The sequence below is a fragment of the Exiguobacterium sp. BG5(2022) genome (assembly GCF_031844365.1).
GTDB classification, from domain to species: Bacteria; Bacillota; Bacilli; order Exiguobacteriales; family Exiguobacteriaceae; genus Exiguobacterium; species Exiguobacterium profundum.
The window spans coordinates 1-23,651 of sequence record NZ_JAUZVB010000006.1 but is presented as its reverse complement, the minus strand read 5'-3'; the positions used below and the strand labels follow the sequence as shown (position 1 = coordinate 23,651).

24 protein-coding genes are annotated in these 23,651 nt (G+C 48.0%); 1 reads left to right on the top strand and 23 read right to left on the bottom strand.

Annotated elements, in window-relative coordinates; translation table 11 throughout:
• The 14 genes from Q9R25_RS14340 to metG all read right to left on the bottom strand — a co-directional run bounded on the left by Q9R25_RS14340 (position 1) and on the right by metG (position 16,378).
• Positions 1-1,548, bottom strand: a complete 1,548-nt coding sequence (locus Q9R25_RS14340; protein ID WP_215244436.1) for a polysaccharide biosynthesis protein — start codon at positions 1,546-1,548, stop codon at positions 1-3.
• On the bottom strand, positions 1,532-5,059 hold the full coding sequence (gene mfd, locus Q9R25_RS14335) for a transcription-repair coupling factor (protein WP_311283312.1): 3,528 nt from the start codon (positions 5,057-5,059) through the stop codon (positions 1,532-1,534). Before mfd ends, Q9R25_RS14340 begins: the two co-directional genes overlap by 17 nt.
• Before the next feature lie 45 nt (positions 5,060-5,104).
• On the bottom strand, positions 5,105-5,662 hold the full coding sequence (gene pth, locus Q9R25_RS14330; protein WP_214691684.1) for an aminoacyl-tRNA hydrolase: 558 nt from the start codon (positions 5,660-5,662) through the stop codon (positions 5,105-5,107).
• A gap of 55 nt (positions 5,663-5,717) precedes the next feature.
• A complete protein-coding gene (locus Q9R25_RS14325; protein WP_012727731.1) occupies positions 5,718-6,674 on the bottom strand; it encodes a ribose-phosphate diphosphokinase in 957 nt (318 codons plus the stop codon).
• A gap of 45 nt (positions 6,675-6,719) precedes the next feature.
• A complete protein-coding gene (gene glmU, locus Q9R25_RS14320) occupies positions 6,720-8,075 on the bottom strand; it encodes a bifunctional UDP-N-acetylglucosamine diphosphorylase/glucosamine-1-phosphate N-acetyltransferase GlmU (protein ID WP_012727732.1) in 1,356 nt (451 codons plus the stop codon).
• Between the two features lie 184 nt (positions 8,076-8,259).
• Positions 8,260-8,559 (bottom strand): septation regulator SpoVG, encoded by a 300-nt coding sequence (gene spoVG, locus Q9R25_RS14315; protein WP_012727733.1) that lies wholly within the window; start codon positions 8,557-8,559, stop codon positions 8,260-8,262.
• 140 nt (positions 8,560-8,699) lie between these two features.
• Positions 8,700-9,524: a pur operon repressor gene (purR, locus tag Q9R25_RS14310; RefSeq protein ID WP_012727734.1), complete on the bottom strand. Its 825-nt coding sequence runs from the start codon at positions 9,522-9,524 to the stop codon at positions 8,700-8,702.
• A gap of 73 nt (positions 9,525-9,597) precedes the next feature.
• Complete coding sequence (gene ispE / locus Q9R25_RS14305; protein ID WP_311283311.1) at positions 9,598-10,461, bottom strand: 4-(cytidine 5'-diphospho)-2-C-methyl-D-erythritol kinase; 864 nt, start codon at positions 10,459-10,461, stop codon at positions 9,598-9,600.
• A 100-nt stretch (positions 10,462-10,561) separates the two neighbouring features.
• Entirely contained in the window at positions 10,562-10,798 is a 237-nt protein-coding gene (locus tag Q9R25_RS14300) for a Veg family protein (RefSeq protein WP_012727736.1), read from the bottom strand.
• A gap of 82 nt (positions 10,799-10,880) precedes the next feature.
• Positions 10,881-11,759 (bottom strand): 16S rRNA (adenine(1518)-N(6)/adenine(1519)-N(6))-dimethyltransferase RsmA, encoded by an 879-nt coding sequence (gene rsmA, locus Q9R25_RS14295; protein WP_311283310.1) that lies wholly within the window; start codon positions 11,757-11,759, stop codon positions 10,881-10,883.
• A complete protein-coding gene (rnmV, locus tag Q9R25_RS14290; protein WP_311283309.1) occupies positions 11,756-12,316 on the bottom strand; it encodes a ribonuclease M5 in 561 nt (186 codons plus the stop codon). The genes rsmA and rnmV overlap by 4 nt, the downstream gene beginning before the upstream one ends.
• Complete coding sequence (locus Q9R25_RS14285) at positions 12,309-13,601, bottom strand: ubiquitin-like domain-containing protein (protein WP_311283308.1); 1,293 nt, start codon at positions 13,599-13,601, stop codon at positions 12,309-12,311. The genes rnmV and Q9R25_RS14285 overlap by 8 nt, the downstream gene beginning before the upstream one ends.
• Positions 13,598-14,365 carry a TatD family hydrolase gene (locus Q9R25_RS14280; protein WP_311283307.1) on the bottom strand — a complete coding sequence of 256 codons (768 nt, stop codon included), beginning with the start codon at positions 14,363-14,365 and terminating at the stop codon, positions 13,598-13,600. Before Q9R25_RS14280 ends, Q9R25_RS14285 begins: the two co-directional genes overlap by 4 nt.
• A 51-nt stretch (positions 14,366-14,416) precedes the next feature.
• Positions 14,417-16,378: a methionine--tRNA ligase gene (metG, locus tag Q9R25_RS14275; protein WP_311283306.1), complete on the bottom strand. Its 1,962-nt coding sequence runs from the start codon at positions 16,376-16,378 to the stop codon at positions 14,417-14,419.
• A 331-nt stretch (positions 16,379-16,709) separates the two neighbouring features.
• Between metG and Q9R25_RS14270 the strand changes: the two genes are divergently transcribed.
• Positions 16,710-17,003, top strand: a complete 294-nt coding sequence (locus Q9R25_RS14270; RefSeq protein WP_012727742.1) for a transition state genes transcriptional regulator AbrB — start codon at positions 16,710-16,712, stop codon at positions 17,001-17,003.
• A gap of 16 nt (positions 17,004-17,019) precedes the next feature.
• Here Q9R25_RS14270 and rsmI read toward each other — a convergent pair whose 3' ends face one another.
• Genes rsmI through Q9R25_RS14225 form a run of 9 tightly spaced genes read right to left on the bottom strand, consistent with a single transcriptional unit; the run spans position 17,020 to position 23,522 of the window.
• Positions 17,020-17,889, bottom strand: coding sequence for a 16S rRNA (cytidine(1402)-2'-O)-methyltransferase (rsmI, locus tag Q9R25_RS14265; protein ID WP_269318567.1), 870 nt, complete (start codon positions 17,887-17,889; stop codon positions 17,020-17,022).
• Positions 17,861-18,139 carry a GIY-YIG nuclease family protein gene (locus Q9R25_RS14260; RefSeq protein WP_012727744.1) on the bottom strand — a complete coding sequence of 93 codons (279 nt, stop codon included), beginning with the start codon at positions 18,137-18,139 and terminating at the stop codon, positions 17,861-17,863. Before Q9R25_RS14260 ends, rsmI begins: the two co-directional genes overlap by 29 nt.
• Complete coding sequence (locus Q9R25_RS14255; RefSeq protein WP_214686170.1) at positions 18,132-18,869, bottom strand: tRNA1(Val) (adenine(37)-N6)-methyltransferase; 738 nt, start codon at positions 18,867-18,869, stop codon at positions 18,132-18,134. Before Q9R25_RS14255 ends, Q9R25_RS14260 begins: the two co-directional genes overlap by 8 nt.
• A 60-nt stretch (positions 18,870-18,929) precedes the next feature.
• Positions 18,930-19,265, bottom strand: a complete 336-nt coding sequence (yabA, locus tag Q9R25_RS14250; RefSeq protein WP_012727746.1) for a DNA replication initiation control protein YabA — start codon at positions 19,263-19,265, stop codon at positions 18,930-18,932.
• A gap of 23 nt (positions 19,266-19,288) precedes the next feature.
• On the bottom strand, positions 19,289-20,119 hold the full coding sequence (locus tag Q9R25_RS14245) for a PSP1 domain-containing protein (RefSeq protein WP_074035285.1): 831 nt from the start codon (positions 20,117-20,119) through the stop codon (positions 19,289-19,291).
• A 6-nt stretch (positions 20,120-20,125) separates the two neighbouring features.
• Positions 20,126-21,118, bottom strand: coding sequence for a DNA polymerase III subunit delta' (locus Q9R25_RS14240; RefSeq protein ID WP_078145937.1), 993 nt, complete (start codon positions 21,116-21,118; stop codon positions 20,126-20,128).
• Positions 21,119-21,132: 14 nt separating this feature from the next.
• Positions 21,133-21,462 (bottom strand): cyclic-di-AMP receptor, encoded by a 330-nt coding sequence (locus tag Q9R25_RS14235; RefSeq protein WP_031421800.1) that lies wholly within the window; start codon positions 21,460-21,462, stop codon positions 21,133-21,135.
• Entirely contained in the window at positions 21,462-22,100 is a 639-nt protein-coding gene (tmk, locus tag Q9R25_RS14230) for a dTMP kinase (RefSeq protein ID WP_311283305.1), read from the bottom strand. Before tmk ends, Q9R25_RS14235 begins: the two co-directional genes overlap by 1 nt.
• A 3-nt stretch (positions 22,101-22,103) precedes the next feature.
• Entirely contained in the window at positions 22,104-23,522 is a 1,419-nt protein-coding gene (locus Q9R25_RS14225; protein WP_311283304.1) for an aminotransferase class I/II-fold pyridoxal phosphate-dependent enzyme, read from the bottom strand.
• Positions 23,523-23,651: the final 129 nt, after the last annotated feature.

Here is a 23,651-nt window from a genome sequence, read left to right as displayed (position 1 = left end):
TTAGTTCTCCTTTTTCTCGAGCACATCGAGCAGACGACTTCCGAACGGGATCAGTTCCCATTCCGCAAGTGACAGCATTCGCGTACTCCATAATCTCCATATATAAAGGACGGCACCGCTACACACCATTCCGATTAACCAACCGAACGCAGTGATTCGCGAATCGACCCACATCTGACCTAGCCAGTTTAACACGCCAATGAGGAACAGCATCGGTACGAGGGCTTTCCATAGCGATTTATAATGTTTCGATCGAAATGATCCGAGCGGAATCGAACGGTCAAGCGCCCGAAAATTATAGAATGCCATCGCTAAAAATCCAATCGACGTCCCGATTGCCGCGCCTTCGATTCCGTATCTCGGGACAAGCCATGCGTTTACCATACTTTTCACTAAAATTGCGACGACCATACTTCGTGCCGCGACCCACTCTCGGTCAATCGCCTGCAAACAAGTCATACTCGCAATCGCCAAGGAGGCAGCAAACGTACTCGTCGCTAAGAAGACAAGGGCTCGCGTCCCGGACTCGTCTTCAAACAAGGCCACGTTCAAGAAAAACATGACTCCCATCAACCCGATGGTCGCTGCACCAGCAATCGCCGTCGTCACACGAATCATTGAACGGAGTCCCTGTGTCGTCTTTTGGAGATGCCCTGCCCGATAGTGACGGACGAGCGTCGGCACGTTGGCCATCCCGATGGTCGTGGTGAACAAAATGGCGAATTGCACGAGCGGATATCCTCGATCGAACACTCCTTTGCTCACCTTCGCCTCATATGTGCCACCCATCAAATTGACGATGGTGAAGGAGTCGACCAGTTGCATCCATAAAATCCCGAGTGATGCGAATCCGACCGCGAAACCCGTCGTCAACAAGAGTTTCATTCCTCTCCGAAACGTGACGCGGCGCACCCTCACAATCCGCACTCCTCGTGCGCGATAAACTAAAAAGGCAATCGCCACAAGCCCACCGATGAGCGTCGCACCATACGCATATTGACTGAGCGTATATGCATCTTTTCCGAGACGGACCCCAATCCATAATAGGGACAGCATGACCGTCACGCGGACAAAGTTCTCGAGCACTTGCGACCATGCGCTCGGTCGTAAGTCATCTCTCGATTGAAAAGCCCCGCGCAACACGGCTGACGCCGGCATGAGTAAATAACTCAAACTGATCACGCGAAGTGCAGGAGCTAGCTGCTCATCTCCAAGCCATTTCGCTAGGGTCGGGGCAAACAGCCATACCGTGACGACAAGCATGGACGAGAGTAGAAGTAAGGCGTAAAAGCTTCCCCATAAGACTTCTAACTTACGATTCGTCCCTTTCGCACCGACGCCAATTTTCGCAATGACGACCGGCATCGCATAAATGCCGAGTGACGCCACGATGGCCGCGAACGGATAGACGGTTTGATAGGCATAAAGTCCGAAGTCCCCCGCCAAGTTTTGATAGGGGACACGATAGGCGAAGCTGATCAGTTTCGATACGTAGCCGGCAAGGGCGAACAGAACGACGCCTTGCGCAAACTTACTTGGCGACCGCATCGCCCACCAACCGCTTCATCAGTTCTTCTAATACAGTATCGGCATCATTCAAGAGCTCTGTTAGCGGCATCCGACCGCTGAGTGACAGTTTCAAGGCGCCGTCTTCTTGCCCTACGCCAAGCTTACGACCAAGAGGCATCGACCACTCCATGAAGGACGGGACATCCAGAGCCGTCGTCGATTCTTTCGATAAGACAATTTCGATACGTCCTGGCGTCTGCTTGATTCGACTCACTTTTGCCAGTTCTCCATAAATACGCAGACGTGTCAATTGAATGAGCAACGCGACCGGTTCCGGGAATTCGCCAAATCGTTCAATCAGTTCATCTTGAAGGGCGAACAACGCGTTCGGCGTATCTACATATTTGAAGCGTTTGTACATCTCAATCTTCAATTCGCTATCTGACAAGTAGTCATCAGGGATATACGCATCGGCCTGGAAAGTGATCTCCGGTTTGAAGACGACTTGTTTCGCTTGTCCACGCATGCGGTCTTTCCGTTCCTCAATGGCTTCAGAGAGCATTTGTGAGTACAGATCGAAACCGACCGAATCGATGAATCCAGACTGTTGTGCACCGAGTAAGTTCCCGGCCCCACGAATCGACAAGTCGCGCATCGCAATCTTAAAACCACTGCCGAGCTCTGTGAACTCTTTGATGGCCTGAAGACGACTTTCTGCCACTTCCGTCAAGCGCTTGTCTTTCCGATACGTAAAGTACGCATAGGCGATGCGATTCGAACGTCCGACACGACCTCGGAGTTGGTAGAGCTGGGACAGTCCCATTTTGTCGGCATCGTGGACGATGAGGGTGTTGACGTTTGGAATGTCGATTCCCGTCTCGATGATTGTCGTTGAGACTAAAATATCCGCCTCGCCCTCTAGGAAGCTGATTAACTGGCTCTCGAGCTCACTTTCAGTCATACGTCCATGGGCCGTAGCAATTCGTGCATCCGGCAATAAGGCCCGGATCTCTTCCGCTTTCCGTTCGATCCCTTCGACACGGTTATAGAGGAAGAACGCCTGTCCTCCGCGAGCGAGTTCACGTTCGAGCGCTTCACGCAAGACGATGCCGTCGTATTCCATGACGTATGTTTGGACAGGATAACGATTCTCTGGCGGTGTCTCCAATACGGACAAGTCACGGATTCCGATCATCGACATATGCAATGTCCGTGGAATCGGTGTCGCCGTCAACGTGAGGACGTCGATGTTCGTCTTCAACTGTTTCAGACGCTCTTTATGTTTGACGCCGAACCGTTGTTCTTCATCGATGATGACGAGACCGAGGTTGGCGAACGTCACGTCTTTGGACAACACGCGGTGTGTCCCGACGACGATGTCAATGGTACCTTCTTTCAAACCTTTCTTCGTCGCCGTCATTTCACTCTTCGAACGGAAACGACTCATGACCGATACGTTGATCGGGAATTCGCTGAACCGCTCGAGCATCGTTTCATAATGCTGTTGGGCGAGGACGGTCGTCGGGACAAGAAAGGCCACTTGTTTACCGGCGAGTACGGCTTTGAACGCCGCCCGAATTGCCACTTCCGTTTTCCCGTATCCGACATCTCCACACAAAAGGCGATCCATCGGACGGGAGCGTTCCATATCCGCCTTGATTTCTGCAATCGAACGGACCTGGTCTTCTGTCTCGGCGTACGGGAAAGAGGATTCGAACTGACCCATTTCTTCATCGTCCGGAGGGAACGCGAAACCGACCGAGGCCTCTCGTGCCGCGTACAATTTAATGAGCTCATCAGCAATGTCTTCAACCGATTTGGCAACTTTCGATTTTACTTTCTTCCACTCGGTGCCGCCGAGTTTATAAATCTTTGGCTCTTTTCCTTCGGCACCGACATATTTTTGGACGAGATCGATTTGGTCGACCGGCACGTAGAGGGCGTCGTCCCCTGCATAGACGAGGTGCAGGTAATCCTGATGGATTCCACCGACCTCGATTGTTTTAATGCCAAGGTACTTCCCGATTCCGTGGTGCACGTGGACGACATAATCGTTCGGTTTCAGCTCTTGGTAACTCTTGATTCGTTCGGCGTTCGTCAAATTCTTCGTCTGACGTTTTCGTTTCGTCACACGCTTGAACAACTCTTCTTCCGATATGACAACGAGACGGCTCGTCGACAGTTCGAATCCCCCTTCGATTTGACCGATGATGACCGAGACACGTCTCGGTTCTAACTCTCCATCGACATTGGTGAAGGTCGAGGCGATTCCATAGTCGGAAAGAAGCGCTTCAATCTTATCTGCACGCGACTTATCCCCCGCAAGTACGACAATTCGTTGATCACCTTGCTGCCATCGTTCGACTTCCTGCTTCAATAGATGCATCTGACCGTGGAACGCCGGTAGCGGACGACAGCTCAAATGGACCGTATCGCTCTCCGGAATGCCCGAACGACGAGACGGAAGCAAGGAGAACGCGACTTGCTTCAAGTCGCGGAAGACTTTATGCATCGGGACGGCGAGCGTGTAATTGCTGACAGCCTCCCCTTTTTCGATAAGTGAGGAGAACCATTCCGCCTCTTCACGATCCTGTACGTCCGCAGCGTCCTCGATTCGTGCCACCTCATCTAAAATGAGGACGGCGTCTTTCCCAACGTAGTCAAGGAGTGTGGACGTATAGAGCAATGGCGAATACTTCCCAACTTTCTCCGGAAGGTCTCCACGCTCAAGCCGCTCGATGTCTGTCATGACTCCTTCTTCAAGGGCTTGACGGATCACTTCATTCCCAATCAACTCGACGGTTCGGTCGTACTGCTTCCGAAGCGTACCGCCCGCCTGCTTCAGCTGATTCTCCGTTGCGATGAACTCGGTCGCAGGCGTAATGCACACTTCCCCCACTACACCAAGCGAGCGTTGCGTTTCCGCGTCAAACGTGAAAATTGAGTCAATCTCGGTGTCGAACAGGTCGATTCGATATGGGCGCGCTTCTGTAAGCGGATAAACATCTAGAATACTCCCTCGTACGGAAAATTCACCAGGTGTCGTCACCGTTGCCGTTCGTTCATAGCCCATGCCCGTCAATTGTTTCGAAAAATCCGCTAAATCGAGGTCACTTCCTGGCTTCAACATGATGCGACTGTCTTGCCACGCTTCCGGACTTGGTACATAGCGTCGTAATCCACCAAGCGGCACGACAACAACGCCTCCTGTTTGGTCGAGGAGACGAGTACGGGCATCAATTCGGGCGGCTAACAGTTCCGGACTAGACGTCAGTGACAGTTCACCTGCTAGCGTCTCATCGATCGGATACAACAACGTTTTGTCCGGACCGATGAGTGATTCAAGTTGATCGAACATCTTTTGGGCTTGATACATGTTATGCGTCACGACAATAAGACGTCTCGAGGACGATTTCACGAGTCCAGCCAAGACGAGCGCTTTTGCGCTTGTCGTCAAACCCGTCACCAATTGACGGTCTACTTTTTGGAGTCGCTCTCGAATCACATTCGTTTCAGGGAGCGCCACCATAAATCTCTCTAAAGCATTCATTTGTTTTCCTCCAACTCATACGACAAAAAAGGGTACAATGACCCTTTAGTTGTATCGATTCATCAGCGCCAGCCAATCTATATCCACAAAATCAGTGGCTGCGGTTACGGCGTTGTCGAGTGTTTCATTTAATTCTGGTAACTCGTCTTTACGATAGTTCATCAACACCCAGTCGACGACTTTAATCGGGTGTGGGGGACGACCGATTCCGAGCTTCAATCGTTTAAATTCAGCCGTTCCCAAGTGTTGAATGAGAGATTTAATCCCATTATGACCACCCGCGCTCCCTTTCGGACGGAAACGAAGTTTGCCAGGCACCATATCCAAATCGTCATAAATGACTAATAAATCATCAATTTCAATTTTATAATAATCTAAAATGGGACGGACGGCTTCACCCGACAAGTTCATATACGTGAGTGGTTTGACAAGTACAACGCGTTCACCATTGATTCTTCCCGTTCCCATAAGGGCATTAAACTTCGCTTCATTCAGCGAGATGCCATGCTTTTCGGCAAGACGGTCAATTGCTAAAAAACCGACATTGTGCCGCGTCATCTCAAACTTTTTCCCGGGATTCCCAAGACCGACGATGCATTTCATATCATTTCCTCCTGAACAAAAAAGCCCAAAGGCGAATGCCTCCGGGCCTCGTTTTTTAATCGAATAGGGTACTGACCGATTTATGCTCGTGTACGCGCATAATCGCTTCCCCAAGCAAATGGGCGACCGACATTTGCTTGATCTTGCTCGAGCAAGGACGACCCGTCAAATCGATGGTATTTAAGACGACCAACTCTTTGATTGATGAATTGTCGATACGTTCCATCGCTGGACCAGAAAGGACTGGGTGTGTACAAGACGCATACACTTCTTTCGCACCCGCTTCGACGATAGCATCTGCCGCAAGTGTGATCGTTCCAGCTGTATCGATGATGTCGTCGATCAAAATCGCCGTTTTCCCTTCGACACTGCCGACGATATTCATGACTTCAGCGACGTTCGCTTTCGGACGACGCTTGTCAATGATAGCAATCGGCGCTTTCAAACGTTCTGCCAATTTACGTGCACGTGTCACGCCACCGTGGTCTGGAGAAACGACCACGATATCTTTCGCTTGAAACTCTTCTGTTTCAAAGTAAGTCGAGATGAGCGGTACACCAAGTAATTGGTCAACCGGAATATTGAAGAATCCTTGAATTTGCGCTGCATGCAAATCCATCGTGATGACGCGTGTCGCACCCGCTACTGTAAGAAGGTCAGCGACAAGTTTCGCCGTGATCGGTTCACGCGAGCGTGCTTTACGGTCTTGACGTGCGTACCCATAATACGGCATCACGATGTTGATCGTACGGACAGAAGCACGTTTGAGTGCATCGATCATGACGAGCAATTCCATGAGCGTTTCGTTTACAGGCGAGCTTGTTGATTGGATGACATACACATCATCTCCACGAACACTTTCCTCGATGTTGATATAGAGTTCACCGTCGCTGAAACGTTTGACTTGGCAATCGCTGAGCGGGACACCAATTTCTTTCGCGATTTCTTCAGCAAGCGGGCGGTTCGAGTTTAAGCTAAATAGACGAATTTCTCGTTCGTATACAGTAGACATGTTTAGGATTCTCCTCCGTTGTTTTCCATAATGATTGGCAGCAAGTTATCGTTTTGTGTAGCCTTCTTTATTCGTTTGGCGTTCGCGTGCAATCGCTAGCGCCTCTTCTGGTACATCACTCGTAATCGTCGATCCAGCAGCGACAATCGCGCCTTTCCCGACTTTTACAGGGGCAATCAAGTTGACGTTACAGCCAACGAATGCATCGTCTTCCACGACTGTCTCGAACTTGTTCTTGCCGTCATAGTTTACTGTGATTGATCCACAGCCTAAGTTGACGCGCTCACCGATTGACGCATCCCCGATATAGCTCAAGTGTGACGCTTTCGCACCGTCACCGAACGTCGATTTTTTAATCTCTACAAAGTTGCCGACGCGCGTGTTCGCACCGAGGACAGCTTGTTGACGTAAGTGAGCGAACGGTCCGACTTGAGCCGCCTCACCGATTCGGCTATCAGTCACGACAGACTGGCGTACAACGGCATGGTCTTCAATCACACTGTTGCGGATGTCCGAGTTTGGTCCGATGACACATTCTGAGCCAATCGTCGTCTTGCCAAGAATGACCGTTCCCGGATAAATGACCGTATCCGATCCGATGACCACGTCTGGTGAAATGTACGTCGATGCCGGGTCCATGAAGGTAACCCCTTCACGCATGAGACGCTCATTTGTCCGCTTGCGCATGATGGCTTCTGCTTGCGACAAGGCGACGCGGTCATTGACCCCAATCGTCTCATCAAACGTCGGTGCTGTATGCGCCGCAACCACTTCGCCCGCTTCTTTTGCGATTGAAATGACGTCAGGTAAGTAATATTCGCCCTGTGCATTGTTGTTACCGACTTGTTTGAGCGCATCGAACAACAATTCGTTATCGAATACGTACGTCCCTGTGTTGATTTCATTGATGGCAAGTTCTGCTTCTGAAGCATCTTTATGTTCCACGACTTTCGTCACATTCCCATCTTCACCACGAACGACTCGACCATATCCGGTCGCATCGTCAGCAATCGCAGTCAACACCGTGACTTTTGCTTGTTGCGCTTCGTGATGCGCGAGAAGGGCTTCTAACGTTTCTGCCGTGAGTAACGGTGTATCTCCACAGACGACAAGCGTCGCCCCTGATTTACCCGCAAGTTCTGCTTCAGCCATCTGAACAGCATGTCCTGTTCCAAGCTGCTCTTCCTGGACCGCATACTCTACCCGTGTGCCGAGCGTGTCTTGTACCGCTTCCGCCCCATGGCCAACGATTACGATTTGACGACTGACACCGATTTGGTCTAACTGATCGACAACATGTTCGACCATTGGTTTCCCTAGAACCGGATGAAGTACTTTATATAACTTCGACTTCATTCGCGTCCCTTTTCCTGCTGCCAAAATGACTGCAAAACGCTCCATGCTTGATTCGCTCCTATCTCACAACAGCTGTGATTGGTCTGTATAGTTCGGCTTTTCTGCAACTAAATCCTATTTACACCGTTTCTACTATATCGAAACCATGCCTTCGTTTCAATAGTTGTACCGTTCCTTAACCATTGAAACGCAAAAAAACAGCGGTAGGCAACCTAACCGCTGTTTTCTGTCATTCATGTGTACCGTATGACACATGTTGTGGGTCAAGGATTTCCACATCCATATTGGAATAGGTTTCCAATACAGCCGCTTCGACCTTTTGTCGCATCTCCCCGTTAATCGGATGCGCAATGTCCCGAAAAATCCCTTCTGGTGTCCGTTTGCTCGGCATGGCGACAAATAGACCGCTACTTCCTTCGATGATTCGAAGATCGTGTACAACGAATTCATGGTCAAGTGTGATTGAGGCCAAGGCTTTCATTCTGCCTTCTGTCGCGACTTTGCGAATTTTTACGTCTGTGATCTGCATGTTTCGCATCCCCTTTTTCATCGTTGTCTACGCCATGGTGTGGTCTTCTGTAAGGTTCAGTTGGTTTCAAACGAACGTCATGACTCCATATTGATAACTCTATACCCTCTAATCATAAAACGAAATCAAAATTTTGCCAATCACTTTAAGAATTGTTCCACATTCCCCCGCGAAATGGTGACAAGCCCTTCATCAGGATCGACATTCGTCAATTTCATCAAGCTGACGTATTCACTCACCATCTTTTTCTCGGCCCCTTCGGCCTCCATCAAGACACCGACACCCGCAAGATTGGCTTCAAATTCATTCAAGAGGCTCATCATCCCACGAATCGTCCCGCCGGCCTTCATGAAATCATCAATCAAAAGCACATTCGCACCACGTGGCAGACTGCGACGTGCAAGCGCCATCGTACGAATCGCTTTCGATGAACCTGATACATAGTTGATGCTGACCGTCGAACCTTCTGTGACACGGCTATCTGAACGCACAATCACAAACGGAACGCCCAACTGTTCAGCGACCGCATAGGCAAGGGGAATCCCTTTCGTCGCAATCGTCATGACGACATCGACTTTCCGGTCAGCGAAGACGGACGCAAAAACCTGCCCCATCGGTTTCACTTGGCTTGGATTACCTAGTACATCTGTGAGGTAGAGATAGCCTCCTGGTAAGAGACGCTCCGGTTTTGATAGTTGCTCACAGAGCGTATCAATCATCTCCAGCGATTTTTCTTTACTCCATCCTGGGATAAACATGACACCACCGGCTGCACCAGGGACAGTGACCAATTTTCCGATCCCATCATGGGACAACATTTCACTGACAATGACAAGGTCTTCGCTAATCGACGACTTTGCAGCTTTATAGCGACTTGAAAACATCGACAACGAGACAAGCTGATGCGGATGATCAAGTAAATAACGGGTCATATCGACGAGACGACCACTTCTACGAATTTTCATACGGATTCTCCTTCACATCTTCAATAATAAACGAATGTTCTATTGAAAATATATCACTTTCATTCGTTTTTGTTCAATGTCTTTTGCCGAGAATCCGAACGACGAACACTTCTGGGCAAAATCCTTTCAATCCATTATAGATTCGATGCGCTTTTTGCTCATGTTCGATCAGCGCAAACACGGTCGGTCCGCTTCCACTCATGAGAACACCTTCCGCTCCGCAATGACGCATCGTTTCTTTGATTTGTTTCACTTCCGGGTGAAGCTTAAGTGTCACACTCTCAAGTGAGTTACCAAGGTGTTCACAGATTCCATGGAAATTTTTTTGACGAATCGCCTCCACCATTGCCTCGGTATCAGGGTGATGCACCTCTTCCATACGCACTGCCCGATACACATCTGCCGTCGATACCCCGATTTTCGGTTTACCGAGAACGACATAGCACGGTGGCGGGGCCGGAATCATTTCTAACTGTTCACCACGACCACGGGCGATAGCTGTTCCGCCGATGACACAAAATGAGACGTCCGATCCAATCTCGGCACCGAGCTCTGCTAGCTCCTCTAATGACAAGTTCAATGAAAACAGTTCGTTCATCCCACGGAGCGTTGCCGCCGCATCACTCGAGCCACCTGCAAGGCCAGCTGCCACGGGAATCTGTTTATCGAGCACAATCTCGACCCCTTGCTGAATGTTAAAACGTTCGCGCAACAATTCTGCTGCTCGATACGCCAAATTCCGATGATCATTCGGCACATAGGCGTGTTCTGATTGAATCCGAATCTCATCCGACTCTAAAACTGTCAACTCCAAGCGATCTGCCAAGTCGACTGTCGTCATTACCATTTCTACTTCATGATAGCCGTCCGGACGCTTTCCAAGGACATCAAGTGTCAAATTAATTTTTGCCGGCGCTTTCACACTGATCGTGCGCATCACGTTCACCCTTCCCATTTGTCTCCTGTTCGCCATTGTACCGTAAACGGGCGCACAAAAAAAGAAGCAGCTGCCAATGCATCCGCCCCTCATTTATAAATCAATTGCCGAATTCAATTTTAACTGTATCCGTTAGGACATCAGCGTAGCTATACGAGACACGTTCCACATTATGCAGGTCTTCATCCAATTTCACAACGAACACCGCAGGATATGTCTCAACGAGCGTTCCAAACCGAGTAACAACTTTCTTACGACCGCCGTTTGCTTTCAACGTCAATCGTTCACCAACATGCGATTCGAGTTTTTGTCTGATTTCTTGTAACGTCTTTGGCATACGCTTCACCTCACTGTTACAAGTATAGCACAATTGAATATGAAAATAAAGATTAATATTATAACGACTCGTTTTCAGGTCGTCAACTATTTTTAAGTGGTAAAATTGTGTCAGACAAACGTGCGAATTCTTCTAGGCTTAACGTCTCTCCACGACGTTTCGGATCGATTCCAGCCTCGTGAAGCGAACGTTCGAGTTCGACCTTATGTCCTTTCCCGATATAGTTTGTCAAATTGTTCAGGATGGTTTTACGGCGCTGAGCGAAGCTTGCTCGGGCCACATCAAAGAAAAATGCTTCGTCTTTCACTTGTACGGCCGGTTCTTTGCGCATCCGTAGTGTAATGACGGCCGAATCGACGTTCGGCGCTGGGATGAACACGTTTTTCGGCACGATGAAACTGACTTCTGCTTCCGCATAATACTGAATCGCAATCGATAGCGAACCGTATGCTTTCGTGCCTGGTTTTGCTCCAATCCGTTCTGCCACTTCTTTTTGAATCATCATGACGAGCGAGCGGAACTTAACGCCGCTCTCAAGCAAACGCATGATGATTGGTGTCGTGACGTAGTAAGGTAAGTTGGCGACAACCGAAATATCTTCAATACCTTCGTTTAAAAATTCTTGCTCTACGATTTCCCGTAAGTTCAGTTCCAATGCATCTCCATGGATGACTTTCACATGCGGATAAGGCGACATCGTATCATCTAAAATCGGCAAAAGACGTTGGTCGATTTCAAGCGCAACGACTTTTTTGGCACGCTTGGCCGATTGTTCGGTCAATGAGCCGATTCCGGGACCGATTTCAAGGACACCGCTCGCTTCACTCAGTTCTGCTGCTCCGACAATTTTACTCAAGATGTTCAAATCGATTAAAAAGTTTTGACCGAGCGATTTTTTGAATGAAAACCCATGTCGCTCTAAAATCGCTTTAGTTCGTTGGATTGTTGCAATGTCTTTCAACCCTGTTCCTCCTCTAATTGAGCAAGTGCCTGCTCCCACTCTTCAATCGTGACGCCGAGCGCCTCGACCCGTTTTACAAATTGTTTGGCATTCGGCTCACCGATTCGAAGCAACACCCCGAGTTGCTTCCGACGCGTCGCGGCCGCTGCTCCACCGATTAAATCCGCCTCCAATACCATTTTCCGTGTGACGATTGGTTGGTCCGTTTCGACACGCGGTTCAAACACTGCTCCTAAGACACGGCGAAGTGACTCCGGACTCGCATGTTCCACACCGATTTTCCCACGCTTGTCCTTCGCCTCGGCCCGAGGCAAGTGTGCGTGCTTACATCCTTTGACGCGTTCCTCGACAATCGCCCGAATACGATCTCCTGGATAATCTGGGTCCGTCAAAATGATGACCCCGCGCTTCTCCTGAGCACGACGGATTCGTTCAATCGTCTGATCGGATACGGCAGACCCGTTCGTTTCAATCGTATCGACGTCGAATACTTCTTGAAGTCGCGCCGTGTCGTCACGCCCTTCTACGACGATAATTTCTTGTATTTTCTCACGCATTGTCTGATCCTTCTTTCTCTTCTTCCTGCTTTGGAATCACCCAGATGGTGAGTGGTTTACGACCAAACGTTACGGCCTCTTCCTTTTCATCCATCATGATATCGATTTTTTGCCCTTTGATTGCACTTCCTGTATCCAAGGCAATCGCCATACCGATCCCCTCGACATATACACGGGTCCCGAGTGGAATGATGGCAGGGTCGACGGCAATGATGCGCATGCCTTCATACAAAATCGTGTCGGTTACATCATATCCGCTTCTTGTCAGCACGCGTCCGTCGTATGTTACCGTGTCTTCCGGGTTGTTCGTATAAGCGGTCGCTTCCACAAGCAATTGTTTCGCAGATGAAAAATCGAGTACGTCATCTGTTTTCGGCGGTTCGGCAATCTCGACTTCAGCTTCCGGAATGAATGGGCTCGATTCATCCGCGGTCGTTGACTCAGGCTCGGTTATCGGTTCTGCGACTTTCTTCGTTCCCACTTTGATAATCTGCGGCATCGTTTTACGCAATGTCTCGACATCTGTTTTCGTACGATTTGTAATTGTACCATTTTCCACAGTAAGTGCATACCTTGTCCGTTCAAGTCCAGGAACCCCGACCTGCACCATTTGCATCACACCTTCTTCGAGCGTATCATCCTCTTCCTCGACCACTTCAAACGGGATCAACTCACTCTCATATTGAACGACATCACGATTCGTATTGACCGTAATCGTCAATCCTTCTCGTATCGGCGTGGAAGGGGCCGGCATGACCGTATCACTTTCCGTCACATCGATGTTCTCTTGCATTAAGAGTTGCTCCACATCCGTAGCCATTGTATAAATCGTCAACGCCTCTTGACCGACAATGAGATTCACGGCCACGACCGGTTGATATCGAATCGTCATCCCATTCGTCACCGGTGTACGGACTGATGGATACACCGTATCTCCGTCTCGTACCGTGACTCCGTATCGCAGTAAGACATCCTCTACAGTCCGCTCGCGCGTCTGCACCGTCTCCGTTTGACCGTAGCCAATCTGAAGTGAGACCTCGTGTGAACGCTCAATCCGGATTAGACGGTCGTCTCGTACATCTTCACTGAGCGCCGGTGTGACATAATCTGATTCATCTAGTGTGATATTTAACTCTTCGAGCACCTCGAGAACCGAGTCGGCTCGTGTCTCATGCTCGATCACCAAACCGTCATCGACGATTCGAATCGATTCAGGTTGTAACATCACGTACGCCACAGAAGCCGTCGCAATAATACCGATACTCGCTAATACACGCTTGATCATGGGAGTCGGAACAACTTCTTCGCGTTGACTGTCGTAGCAGCAGCGAGTTCATCGTAAGGCATATCGCGAAGAGTGGCGATTTCTTCGGCTACATATTTGACGTACGCTGGTTCATTTCGTTTTCCACGGAACGGTGTTGGCGTCAAGTACGGACAGTCCGTCTCGACAAGCAGACGATCCAGTGGCACTTCTTGCGCCACCGCCTTCGGAACTTTCGCATTTTTGAACGTGACCGGTCCTCCTAACGAAATATAGAAGCTCAAGTCTAAGCACCGAGGCAAAAGTTCGACGGACATGCTGTAACTATGGAACACACCACCGACTTCTTCAGCATGCTCTTCTTCTAAAATATCAAGGACATCTGCCGTTGCTTCTCGGTTATGAATGACAATTGGCATATTCGTTCGCTTGGCAATGGCGATCTGTTGACGGAAGAGGTGCTGTTGCACGTCTTTCGGTGATTTGTCCCAATGATAATCGAGACCAATTTCACCGAGTGCCATGACTTTCGGATGACTCATGAGTGTTTCGATTCGTGCTAAATCCGCATCCGTACAGTCAATCGCATCGACAGGATGCCATCCGACAATGGCATAAATATCTTCATGCGTTTCTGCCAGTTCAATGGCTCGATCGATAGTCGGTGTATCAAATCCGACGACGAGTAGCGGAGAAACGCCCGCTTCTCTCGCTCGCTCAATCGTCTCCTCCACGTCTTCACTGAACTGTTCCGCATTAATGTGCGTATGTGTATCAATTAACATCTTGTTTCCTCCTTAGAAAAAGAGAGGGAGACCGCGGTCTCCCCCATTCCATTATTTGACGATGGCACCGTTCGGCATCTGGTCTGAGACCGTCGCGAGCTCTAGTTTCCCGTCACGATCTGCCGCTAGAATCATCCCTTGCGAGAGTTCTCCACGGAGCTTGACTGGTTTCAAGTTTGCGACAACGATGACTTTCTTGCCAACCACATCTTCAGGGGCATACCATTCAGCGATACCAGACACGATTTGACGCGTCTCTTTCCCAAGGTCGACTTGAAGTTTCAACAGTTTCTTCGCTTTTTTAATCTTATCGGCTTCGACGATTTGACCGACACGGAATTCGACTTGGTCGAAGACATCAATCGTGATTTCAGGACGAATGTCTTCGTCAGCTTCTTCTACTGATGCCGTCTCCGTCTCTTCAATCCGTGCTTTAGACGCCTGACGCATCATTTCTTGGATTGCATCGACTTCTTCTTTCACATCACGACGTGGGAAAATCGGTGTCCCGTCCGTCACAACTGCGTCACTAAAGTCTGCGAATGTATCCAACGCCTCCCATGACATGTCCTCTCCCTCGAGTCCGAGCTGACGGAACATCTCTTTTGGAGCGCGCGTCATGAATGGTTGAATCATGATGGCAACATGACGAAGTACGCCCGCAAGATGTGTCATGACAGAAGCCAGCTCCTCGCGCTTCGACTCCTCTTTCACGAGAACCCATGGTTGTGTCTCATCGATATATTTATTCGCACGGCTGACGAGTTGCCAAATGTTTGTGAGTGCGACCGAAAACTCCATGTGCTCCATGGCTTCTTCTGTTTTGCGTGTCGTCTCTTTCACCACGTTCAACAATTCTGCATCAAATGCCGTGACATTTCCGTTATATGCCGGAATGTTTCCGTCGAAGTACTTTTTAATCATCGCAATGGTGCGATTCAATAAGTTTCCGAGGTCGTTCGCTAAATCAAAGTTCAAACGGTCAACGAACGCTTCCGGCGTGAACGTGCCATCCGCTCCGAATGGAACTTCACGGAGAAGGTAATAGCGGACCGAGTCGAGGCCGTAACGGTCAATCAATGGAATCGGGTCCACGACGTTCCCTTTCGATTTCGACATCTTCCCATCCTTCATGAGCAACCATCCGTGCGCAAATACTTGCTTCGGTAATGGAAGGTCAAGCGCCATTAAGAGGGCTGGCCAAATGATCGTATGGAAACGTACGATTTCTTTCCCTACCAAATGAACGTCTGCTGGCCAGTAACGGTTGAAGAGTTCATCGTTGTCTGTGCCGTATCCGAGTGATGAGATATAGTTTGTGAGCGCATCGACCCATACGTACACGACGTGCTTCGGGTTCGATGGAACTTGTACGCCCCAGTCAAATGTCGTACGTGATACAGCCAAATCTTGAAGACCTGGCTTTAAGAAGTTATTGATCATCTCGGTTTTACGAGATTCTGGCAAAATAAAATCAGGATGTGACTCAAAATATTCAATCAAGCGGTCCGCGTATTTACTGAGGCGGAAGAAGTAGCACTCCTCACGAACGAGTTCGACCGGATGTCCACTGTCAGGACTTTTTCCATCGACGAGCTGCGATTCAGTGTAGTATGTCTCATCCGGTACGGAATACCATCCTTCGTACTCACCGAGGTAGATGTCCCCATTTTTAAGTAATGTCTCGAAAACATGCTCGACCACTTTCTTATGACGGTCCTCTGTCGTACGGATGTAGTCATCGTACGAGATTTCAAGACGGTCCCATAAGACCTTGATCTCTTCCACGACTTCATCCACGAAAGCTTGTGGTGTCACGCCTGCTTCTTTCGCTTTTTCTTGAATCTTTTGACCGTGCTCATCCGTTCCTGTCAAATAACGGACATCAAAACCTTTTAAGCGTTTGTAGCGCGCAATCGCATCACCTGCTACCGTGGTATATGCGTGACCGATGTGCAGTTTTGCACTCGGATAATAAATTGGGGTTGTAATATAAAAAGTCGGCTTCGCCATGATTTATTCTCCATCCTTTCGACATTTGCAATTTCCATTATACACGGTTCGACAAAAGAATTTCCAAACCTAATTGTTTGGAATTTTTTTGCGTTTTCTTCGTCATAAATGTTCCAAAAATACCCTTTCTTTGTTTCAAGTTCAAACTTACGGGGAAATTTAGGTATATATCGTTCTTGATTCGACAAATTTCGAAAATTTACTTTTCCAGATAGTAAGCAGTTGACTACAATTGGAAAGTTTAGTATGCTTTTTGCTGTAGTCACATTGTCGAATTTTGACGATTCATGTCACCACGAGATTTCGACATCATTGGAGGAGGAAACACAAAATGAAATCTACAGGTATTGTACGTAAGGTTGATGAGCTTGGTCGTGTCGTTATTCCAATCGAATTGCGTCGTACACTCGGTATCGCAGAGAAAGATGCTCTGGAGATTTACGTCGACAACGATCAAATCGTTTTGAAAAAATATAAGCCAAACATGACTTGCCAAGTTACAGGCGAAGTATCAGATGATAACTTCAAATTGGCAGACGGCAAACTCATCTTGTCACCAGAAGGTGCACAACGTGTTCTCGTTGAGTTGAAGAACATGCTCGAAAATTACTACAGCGAAGAGTAAGCAAGGATTTCCTTGCTTACTCTTTTTTATGCAATTGATGATACGTATCGTATACATCATTCCGAGACTCGCCGCGGTCTTTCGCAGTCTGTTTGATTGCTGCGTTTGGTTTCAGCCCTTCTTCGATATAGTGAACCACGTGCTCGTATGCAGATAGTGTTTCCCACCATGTTGTCGTAGGTGCCGCCTCTGTCGCTCCACTCACCAAGACGACAAACTCACCACGAACTTCACCCTCACACCATGTCAACGCCTCATCCACAGTTCCTCTCAAAAACTCTTCAAACGTTTTTGTCAGTTCACGACCTAATACGATTTGTCGATTCCCGAACACTTGTCGAATCGCTGTCAACATCTCTTTCAAACGATGAGGAGCCTCATAAAAAATGACGGTGCCCGGTTCGTATTGAATCGATTCGAGAACCTCAACCCGATCCTTCTTCTTACGCGGCAAGAAACCGTAATAGAGAAAACGTTCAGTTGCAAGACCGGATGCGACGAGTGCCGTGAGTGCTGCATTCGCACCGGGTAAGACGACAACCGGGATGTTTTCCTCAATGGCTAATCGCACGAGATCGCTTCCCGGGTCTGAGATTCCAGGCATACCTGCATCTGAGACAACGGCAATCGATTTCCCTGACAACAGATCGTCAATCAGTCTTGGACCACTCACTTCTTTATTGTGTTCATGATAGCTAATCAATTTTGTCGCAATGTCAAAGTGTCGGCAAAGCTTCATCGTTTGTCGTGTGTCTTCCGCTGCGATTAAGTCTACTTCCTGAAGGGTTCGTACCGCGCGATACGTCATATCCTCCAAGTTTCCAATTGGGGTCGGCACGACATACAACGTCGGTTGTTCAGTTTGATAGCTCTTCTGTGAATTCATTGGTCGTCCCCTCCATCAACTTCTCTTTTTGTGCTCGGGTCAATTGCTTGATGGACCATTCGTATCGCATGGCCTCCCGCTTCGTCTCAAACGATTGTACGTACCGAAGTCGTACAGGGAGACGAGCTTTCGTATATTTCGCACCTTTCCCGGCATTATGTGCAAGGAGTCGCTTTTCCACGTCTGTCGTATAGCCCGTGTAGTACGTTCCATCACCGCATTCCAAGATGTACGTATAATGTTTAGGCATCGAGAATAGCTCGCATCGCTTCTGTATACGTATCGTCTTCTTCATAGACAACAAATGGCGGTAAAATTTTAAGACCTGCTTTTCCATCTTTCGATCCCTCGATTAATAAGGTATTCGCCTCGCGTCCCGCTTTCGGGTAAACGAGTTGCATTCGTTTTGGTTCAATTCGATACGCACGCATCAACGTCAGGATATCAAGTAAACGTTCTGGCCGATGTACGAACGCCACTTTCCCTCCCGGTTTGACGAGTTGACTGGCCGTCCTGATGCAATCTTCCAGCGTGCACAGCACTTCATGGCGCGCAATCGTATGATGCTCATTTTGATTTCGGAGTGACGTCTCGTTCGCTAAAAAGTAGGGCGGGTTACAAGTGACTACGTCATATCGTGCATGCCCGAGCTGCGTCGCTGCCGTTTTCACATCGCCCTCCACCACTCGAATTCGCTCTTCAAGACGATTGACCGCCATGCTTCGATTCGCCATGTCGACCAGTTTCGATTGAATCTCCACACCTGTTATCGTTCCTTTTGTACGATATGACAAAAAGAGCGGGATTGCCCCGGTGCCAGCACACAAATCGACCAGTTGTCCTTTTTGGATAGGCACCCATACAAACTCTGCAAGCAGTACCGCATCTAATGAAAATGAGAACACATCATCACTTTGAATGATTTTACCTGGACGTCCGAGCAAATCATCAAGGCGTTCTCCATCCTTAACCGTTACCATCGTTTCCTCCTTCTATAAAAGAAAGGCGACGGATAGGGAACCCCTATCTATCGCCCCGTATTAATGTTTATTGAGCATCGACAAACAGAAGAGACAGTCCCCATCTTTTCGTACCTGTCCGTAATGGAGGTTACAAATGTGGAATCCTTCTTGATACAGCGCAGCCAAATTGTTCTGCCCTTTCCCAGACAATGCGATTTGTGAATCACCATTTGTCGTATCAACTTCTGCCAATTGTTCGACTTTTTCGCGTAAGTGATGATTCTCTAGATACATATGCTGGTTCTCTTCAAGCAAATAAGCGAGCTGCTCTTTTAACACGCCTAAATGTTCGGTGAGGAGCTGCATCTGTTGCTCGATCGCATCCACCCGCATCATTACTTCTTTTTTGTCCATTCTTTCCACTGCTCAGCACCCCATCACTGTTTTGACGGTTTTCGTTTAATCGCACCCACCTCAACGAGTTCATCAATCGTATACGTGACGACACGCGTCCGATCGTGGAGCTCAACTTGAATGAGTTGGTCCAAAATGTTAAGACCGATTACCCGACCATCACCTTCTGGAATTTTGATTCGCTTGCCGACGTCTGGTAAATCACGTTTCAGTTCTTCATATGTGTCATTCTCATATTTCAAACAGCACATCAGACGACCACATACTCCAGAGATCTTATTCGGATTCAACGAGAGATTCTGGTCTTTGGCCATTTTGATCGAGACCGGTTCGAATTCCCCAAGAAATGACGAGCAGCAAAGAACCCGACCACATGGCCCAATCCCGCTAAGGAGTTTCGCTTCATCACGAACACCGATTTGTCGGAGCTCGATTCGTGTCCGAAACACACTAGCTAAGTCTTTTACCAATTCTCGAAAGTCGACGCGACCCTCGGCAGTAAAATAAAAGATCACTTTATTGCGATCAAATGTATACTCAACATCAACTAGCTTCATTTCTAATTGATGTTCTCGAATTTTTTCTTCACAGACGGCGTGAGCATCAACGGCTGCCAGTCGATTATCGCGTACGATATCCGCATCCTTTTGGTCCGCGACACGAAGGATTGTCTTCAACGGCAGGACGACTTCGTCTTCGCCGAGCTGCTTGTTGACTTGGACGATTTCCCCATACTCAATGCCACGTACCGTTTCAACGATGACATGGTCCCCACGTTTAAGCGTTGCATCGCCTGGTGAAAAGTAATAGATTTTTCCCGCTTCTTTAAAACGGACTCCAACTACTTCAAGCACGCGCTTCTATCCTTTCTGCAAATCGAACGAAAGTCGTTCGAACGTTAATTGAGGATTGACGTTTGCCTCAAGTCGCCAAATGGCCGCATGTACACTTTCGATCGCATGTGTAAGCTTCGTGACAGATCGATTTTGGATAAATGCGTTGTACAAGGCGGCCTCATTCTTAAATAGCTTCGGAGCATACATATCTCGCACTTTTAAATGAAGTGCCTCCTCTAGCCAATGTTCGAATAATTCAAGACCGACTCGCAACTCATTCCGTCCTTTGAAATGCCCTAACCATTTTTCTTGTGCGAACAAGAGCAACTCTTGAGGTCGTTTCGTCAATACTTCAATTAATTGTACCACTAGCCCATACGCCTGTACAAACCACTCCTGCTCAAGCGCTTCTTTCGCGTCATCCCATTTCGGATAAACGGTCAAGGCAAGGTATGCCAAATCATACGTACAGGACAGTTCTTCTGACATCGTTTGCGCCAATTGGGCTCGGTCGATTGGACGAAAAGCAAGTTGTTGCGCGCGCGAACGAATCGTCGGAAGAAGCAACTGTGGTTGTGTCGTCACTAAAATAGCAAGCTTTCCTACTCCCGGTTCTTCAAAGAATTTCAGTAGACTGTTTGCCGCTTGAGTCGTCATCTTGTGCGCTTGATGAATGACGTACACTTGGCGATCACCTTCAGCACCTCGTAGTGATAAATCACTGAGCAATTGCTGAATCTGTTCTTTTTTTATACTCGCACCGTCCGGCTCCACTTCGATGTAGTCGACAATGTTTTTAGAATCCATACGCCGACAGTTTCGACACACTCCACAAGGCTCTGCACCATCTGGTGATTCACAAAATAAGGCTTTGGCGAACAATGTGGCTGTATCAATCAAATAAGGCTCATAATCTCCTGAGAAGATATACGCATGCCCCACTTTATTCGAAACGATTGAATTTTGAATGATGCGAGAAACGACAGTTTGCGACTCGCTCAATTCTTGAAAACGCATATGCCCAACTCCCATTAAAACTGATGGAATCCTTCGATCGGCAAGACGAATACCGTCGCCCCTCCGACTTGTACTTCGACTGGGTAAGGAATATACGAATCCGCATGTCCTCCCATCGGTGAAATCGGCGTGATCATTTGGTCGCGGCTCGAGCAGTTCGATTGAATCACGTCCATCAAATCATCAAGACGCTCTTGTGGAATCCCCATCATAAACGTTGTATTACCTTCTTTTAAAAATCCACCAGTCGTGGCTAACTTTGTTGCGCGAAAATCTTGCTCGACGAGTGCGTCGGACAAACGTGCGCTATCCTTATCATGTACGATTGCAATTACCATTTTCATCATATTTGTACGCCTCCTTGTTGTAGTCGTTCAATTGTATAATCAAGTACCTCATCTTGAATGCATTCAATCGATTGATCAGCATCAATCCGAACGATTCGTTCTGGATACTGTTTCAGTAACGTTTGGAATCCTGCATAGACACGCTCATGGAATGCTTGATCACGACTCTCAATTCGATCAAGCTGTCCCCGATCCTTCATACGTGCACTTGCCTGTTCCGGGTTTAAATCAAATAAAAAGGTTAGATCGGGTGTGAGACCATTCGTTGCCCATTCATTTAATGACCGAATCTGATCAAGGTCATACTGCAATCCATATCCTTGATAAGCAATGGATGCATCGATGAACCGGTCGCAGAGGACAATCGCGCCCCGCTCTAACGCTGGACGAATCACTTGTTCCACGTTCTGTGCCCGTGACGCGGCATAGAGCATCATCTCCACGCGTGGGGTCATCTCATGATGATCCGGCGATAATAACACTTCGCGAATCTGATTCCCGACCGTTGTTCCTCCGGGTTCTCGGGTCACGACAATGTCATATCCTTTTTGCTTTAAGTTTTCTACTAATAATTGAAGCTGTGTGGACTTTCCTGATCCATCAGGTCCTTCAACCGTTATAAACATTCCGTTCACGTTTTAAAACTCCTCTACAATAACGTCAATTTGCTCTATCATAACATGCTTACTAGCTTGAAGCTTCCTCCCTAAAGAAATCCATTCCCGGAGCACACGGATTTTTTCTTCTGTAATACGCTCTCCTTTTAGAATCCATGGAATACCTGGTGGGTATGGAATCACCGTCTCTGCTGAAATCAATCCAATTGCTTGGTCGAAAAGAACTCGCTGCATTGGAAGAGCTGTTACAGACGTATATAGTTCAGACACGCGCTCGGTTTGTGGAAATGGGAAAATCGTTTCATCGTCTTCAATGATCGGCACATGGGTAGATGCTTTTTTTATTAATTTGATCCAATGCTCGATTTCCTGTTTCTCTATTTCCCTTAATGGCAAGCAGAATAACACATGATCGACTGCCACCAACTCGATGTCTATGCCGATTGAGGCGAGATGCTGACTAAAGATCAATCCATTCTTTGGATAAGTCAGAATCGTCACCTTCGTAAAGTCATCTCCGACTTTTACAACAAAACCAGCTCGTTTTAATTCAAGAACAAATTGTGCATGGCTTTTTTGGATAGCAGACCATTCCTCATCCGTTAAACGTTCTAGATAAGAACGAGCATAATCCAATGAAGCCATGATGAGATAAGACGGACTCGAGGTCTGGAAAGAGACTAATGCATGCTTCAAACGCGCTTCATCGATATTATCTTTATAGTGAACCCAAGCCCCCATGGTTAAGGCAGGCAACGTTTTATGCGCGGACTGTACGACTGCGCTCGCTCCTTCGAAGATTGCAGAGCGACGTGGCAACTGTGGATGAATTAAATGAGCGCCGTGTGCTTCATCGACAAGCAATGGAATGTCTAATAGTGTCAAATAGTCTGAAATCGTTCGAATGTCTGCCATATCCCCGTAATAGGTTGGAGACGTCAACATGACGGCTCTCCCTCCAGGAAATTCTTGAATGGCCTGTTTAATCGTATCTAATGTTACGACCGTCGGGATACCTGTGCCGCGTTCAATGGTAGGCGTTAGTAATACTGGCTTTAATCCTAACCACTCGATCGCGTTCCAAATCGATTTATGTGAGTTCCGTTGAACATATACCCGTTCACCACGTTTCACTGTTGCCGCGAGCATACTCCAATTTCCCACAGTCGATCCGTTGACAAGCCATTTACTTTTACTCTCATACAACTTACCCAATGCACATTCTGCTTGCTCAATGATTCCCGAGGCATCGTGCAAATCGTCTAAATGTGCTAGCTCAGTCAAATCGTAAGGCATGACTTTTGCGAATGCATCAGGTAAGCGATCATCAACCACTGTACCATTATGATGACCTGGTACGTGGAAAGAGACGCGGTGTTCACGAACATGCTGTTCCAGAACCTCTAAAAATGTAAACGGATTTTCCCGAGCAGGAGCCATCTGTTATTCCTCCTAAACTATAAAAAATATGAAAAAAGACGATCAAGCATATGCTTGATCGTCTTCTGCGTTGGCCTGGCAACGTCCTATCCTCACAGGGGGAGATCCCCCAACTACTTTCGGCGCTGA

Bases quoted from the DNA above. Each gene is read 5' to 3' on its own strand.
- Q9R25_RS14300 (WP_012727736.1), bottom strand. From the start codon at position 10,798: ATGCCAAAGACGTTACAAGAAATCAGACAAAAACTCGAATCGCATGTT.
- ispE (WP_311283311.1), bottom strand. From the start codon at position 10,461: ATGCGCACGATCAGTGTGAAAGCGCCGGCAAAAATTAATTTGACACTT.
- Q9R25_RS14325 (WP_012727731.1), bottom strand. From the start codon at position 6,674: ATGTCTACTGTATACGAACGAGAAATTCGTCTATTTAGCTTAAACTCG.
- yabA (WP_012727746.1), bottom strand. From the start codon at position 19,265: ATGGACAAAAAAGAAGTAATGATGCGGGTGGATGCGATCGAGCAACAG.
- rnmV (WP_311283309.1), bottom strand. From the start codon at position 12,316: ATGCGTGAGAAAATACAAGAAATTATCGTCGTAGAAGGGCGTGACGAC.
- metG (WP_311283306.1), bottom strand. From the start codon at position 16,378: ATGGCGAAGCCGACTTTTTATATTACAACCCCAATTTATTATCCGAGT.
- Q9R25_RS14235 (WP_031421800.1), bottom strand. From the start codon at position 21,462: ATGAAAATGGTAATTGCAATCGTACATGATAAGGATAGCGCACGTTTG.
- rsmI (WP_269318567.1), bottom strand. From the start codon at position 17,889: ATGAATTCACAGAAGAGCTATCAAACTGAACAACCGACGTTGTATGTC.
- Q9R25_RS14260 (WP_012727744.1), bottom strand. From the start codon at position 18,139: ATGCCTAAACATTATACGTACATCTTGGAATGCGGTGATGGAACGTAC.
- Q9R25_RS14340 (WP_215244436.1), bottom strand. From the start codon at position 1,548: ATGCGGTCGCCAAGTAAGTTTGCGCAAGGCGTCGTTCTGTTCGCCCTT.
- pth (WP_214691684.1), bottom strand. From the start codon at position 5,662: ATGAAATGCATCGTCGGTCTTGGGAATCCCGGGAAAAAGTTTGAGATG.
- Q9R25_RS14285 (WP_311283308.1), bottom strand. From the start codon at position 13,601: ATGATCAAGCGTGTATTAGCGAGTATCGGTATTATTGCGACGGCTTCT.
- Q9R25_RS14270 (WP_012727742.1), top strand. From the start codon at position 16,710: ATGAAATCTACAGGTATTGTACGTAAGGTTGATGAGCTTGGTCGTGTC.
- mfd (WP_311283312.1), bottom strand. From the start codon at position 5,059: ATGAATGCTTTAGAGAGATTTATGGTGGCGCTCCCTGAAACGAATGTG.
- Q9R25_RS14280 (WP_311283307.1), bottom strand. From the start codon at position 14,365: ATGTTAATTGATACACATACGCACATTAATGCGGAACAGTTCAGTGAA.
- Q9R25_RS14240 (WP_078145937.1), bottom strand. From the start codon at position 21,118: ATGCGTTTTCAAGAATTGAGCGAGTCGCAAACTGTCGTTTCTCGCATC.
- spoVG (WP_012727733.1), bottom strand. From the start codon at position 8,559: ATGCAGATCACAGACGTAAAAATTCGCAAAGTCGCGACAGAAGGCAGA.
- glmU (WP_012727732.1), bottom strand. From the start codon at position 8,075: ATGGAGCGTTTTGCAGTCATTTTGGCAGCAGGAAAAGGGACGCGAATG.
- Q9R25_RS14225 (WP_311283304.1), bottom strand. From the start codon at position 23,522: ATGGCTCCTGCTCGGGAAAATCCGTTTACATTTTTAGAGGTTCTGGAA.
- purR (WP_012727734.1), bottom strand. From the start codon at position 9,524: ATGAAAATTCGTAGAAGTGGTCGTCTCGTCGATATGACCCGTTATTTA.
- Q9R25_RS14255 (WP_214686170.1), bottom strand. From the start codon at position 18,869: ATGGTAACGGTTAAGGATGGAGAACGCCTTGATGATTTGCTCGGACGT.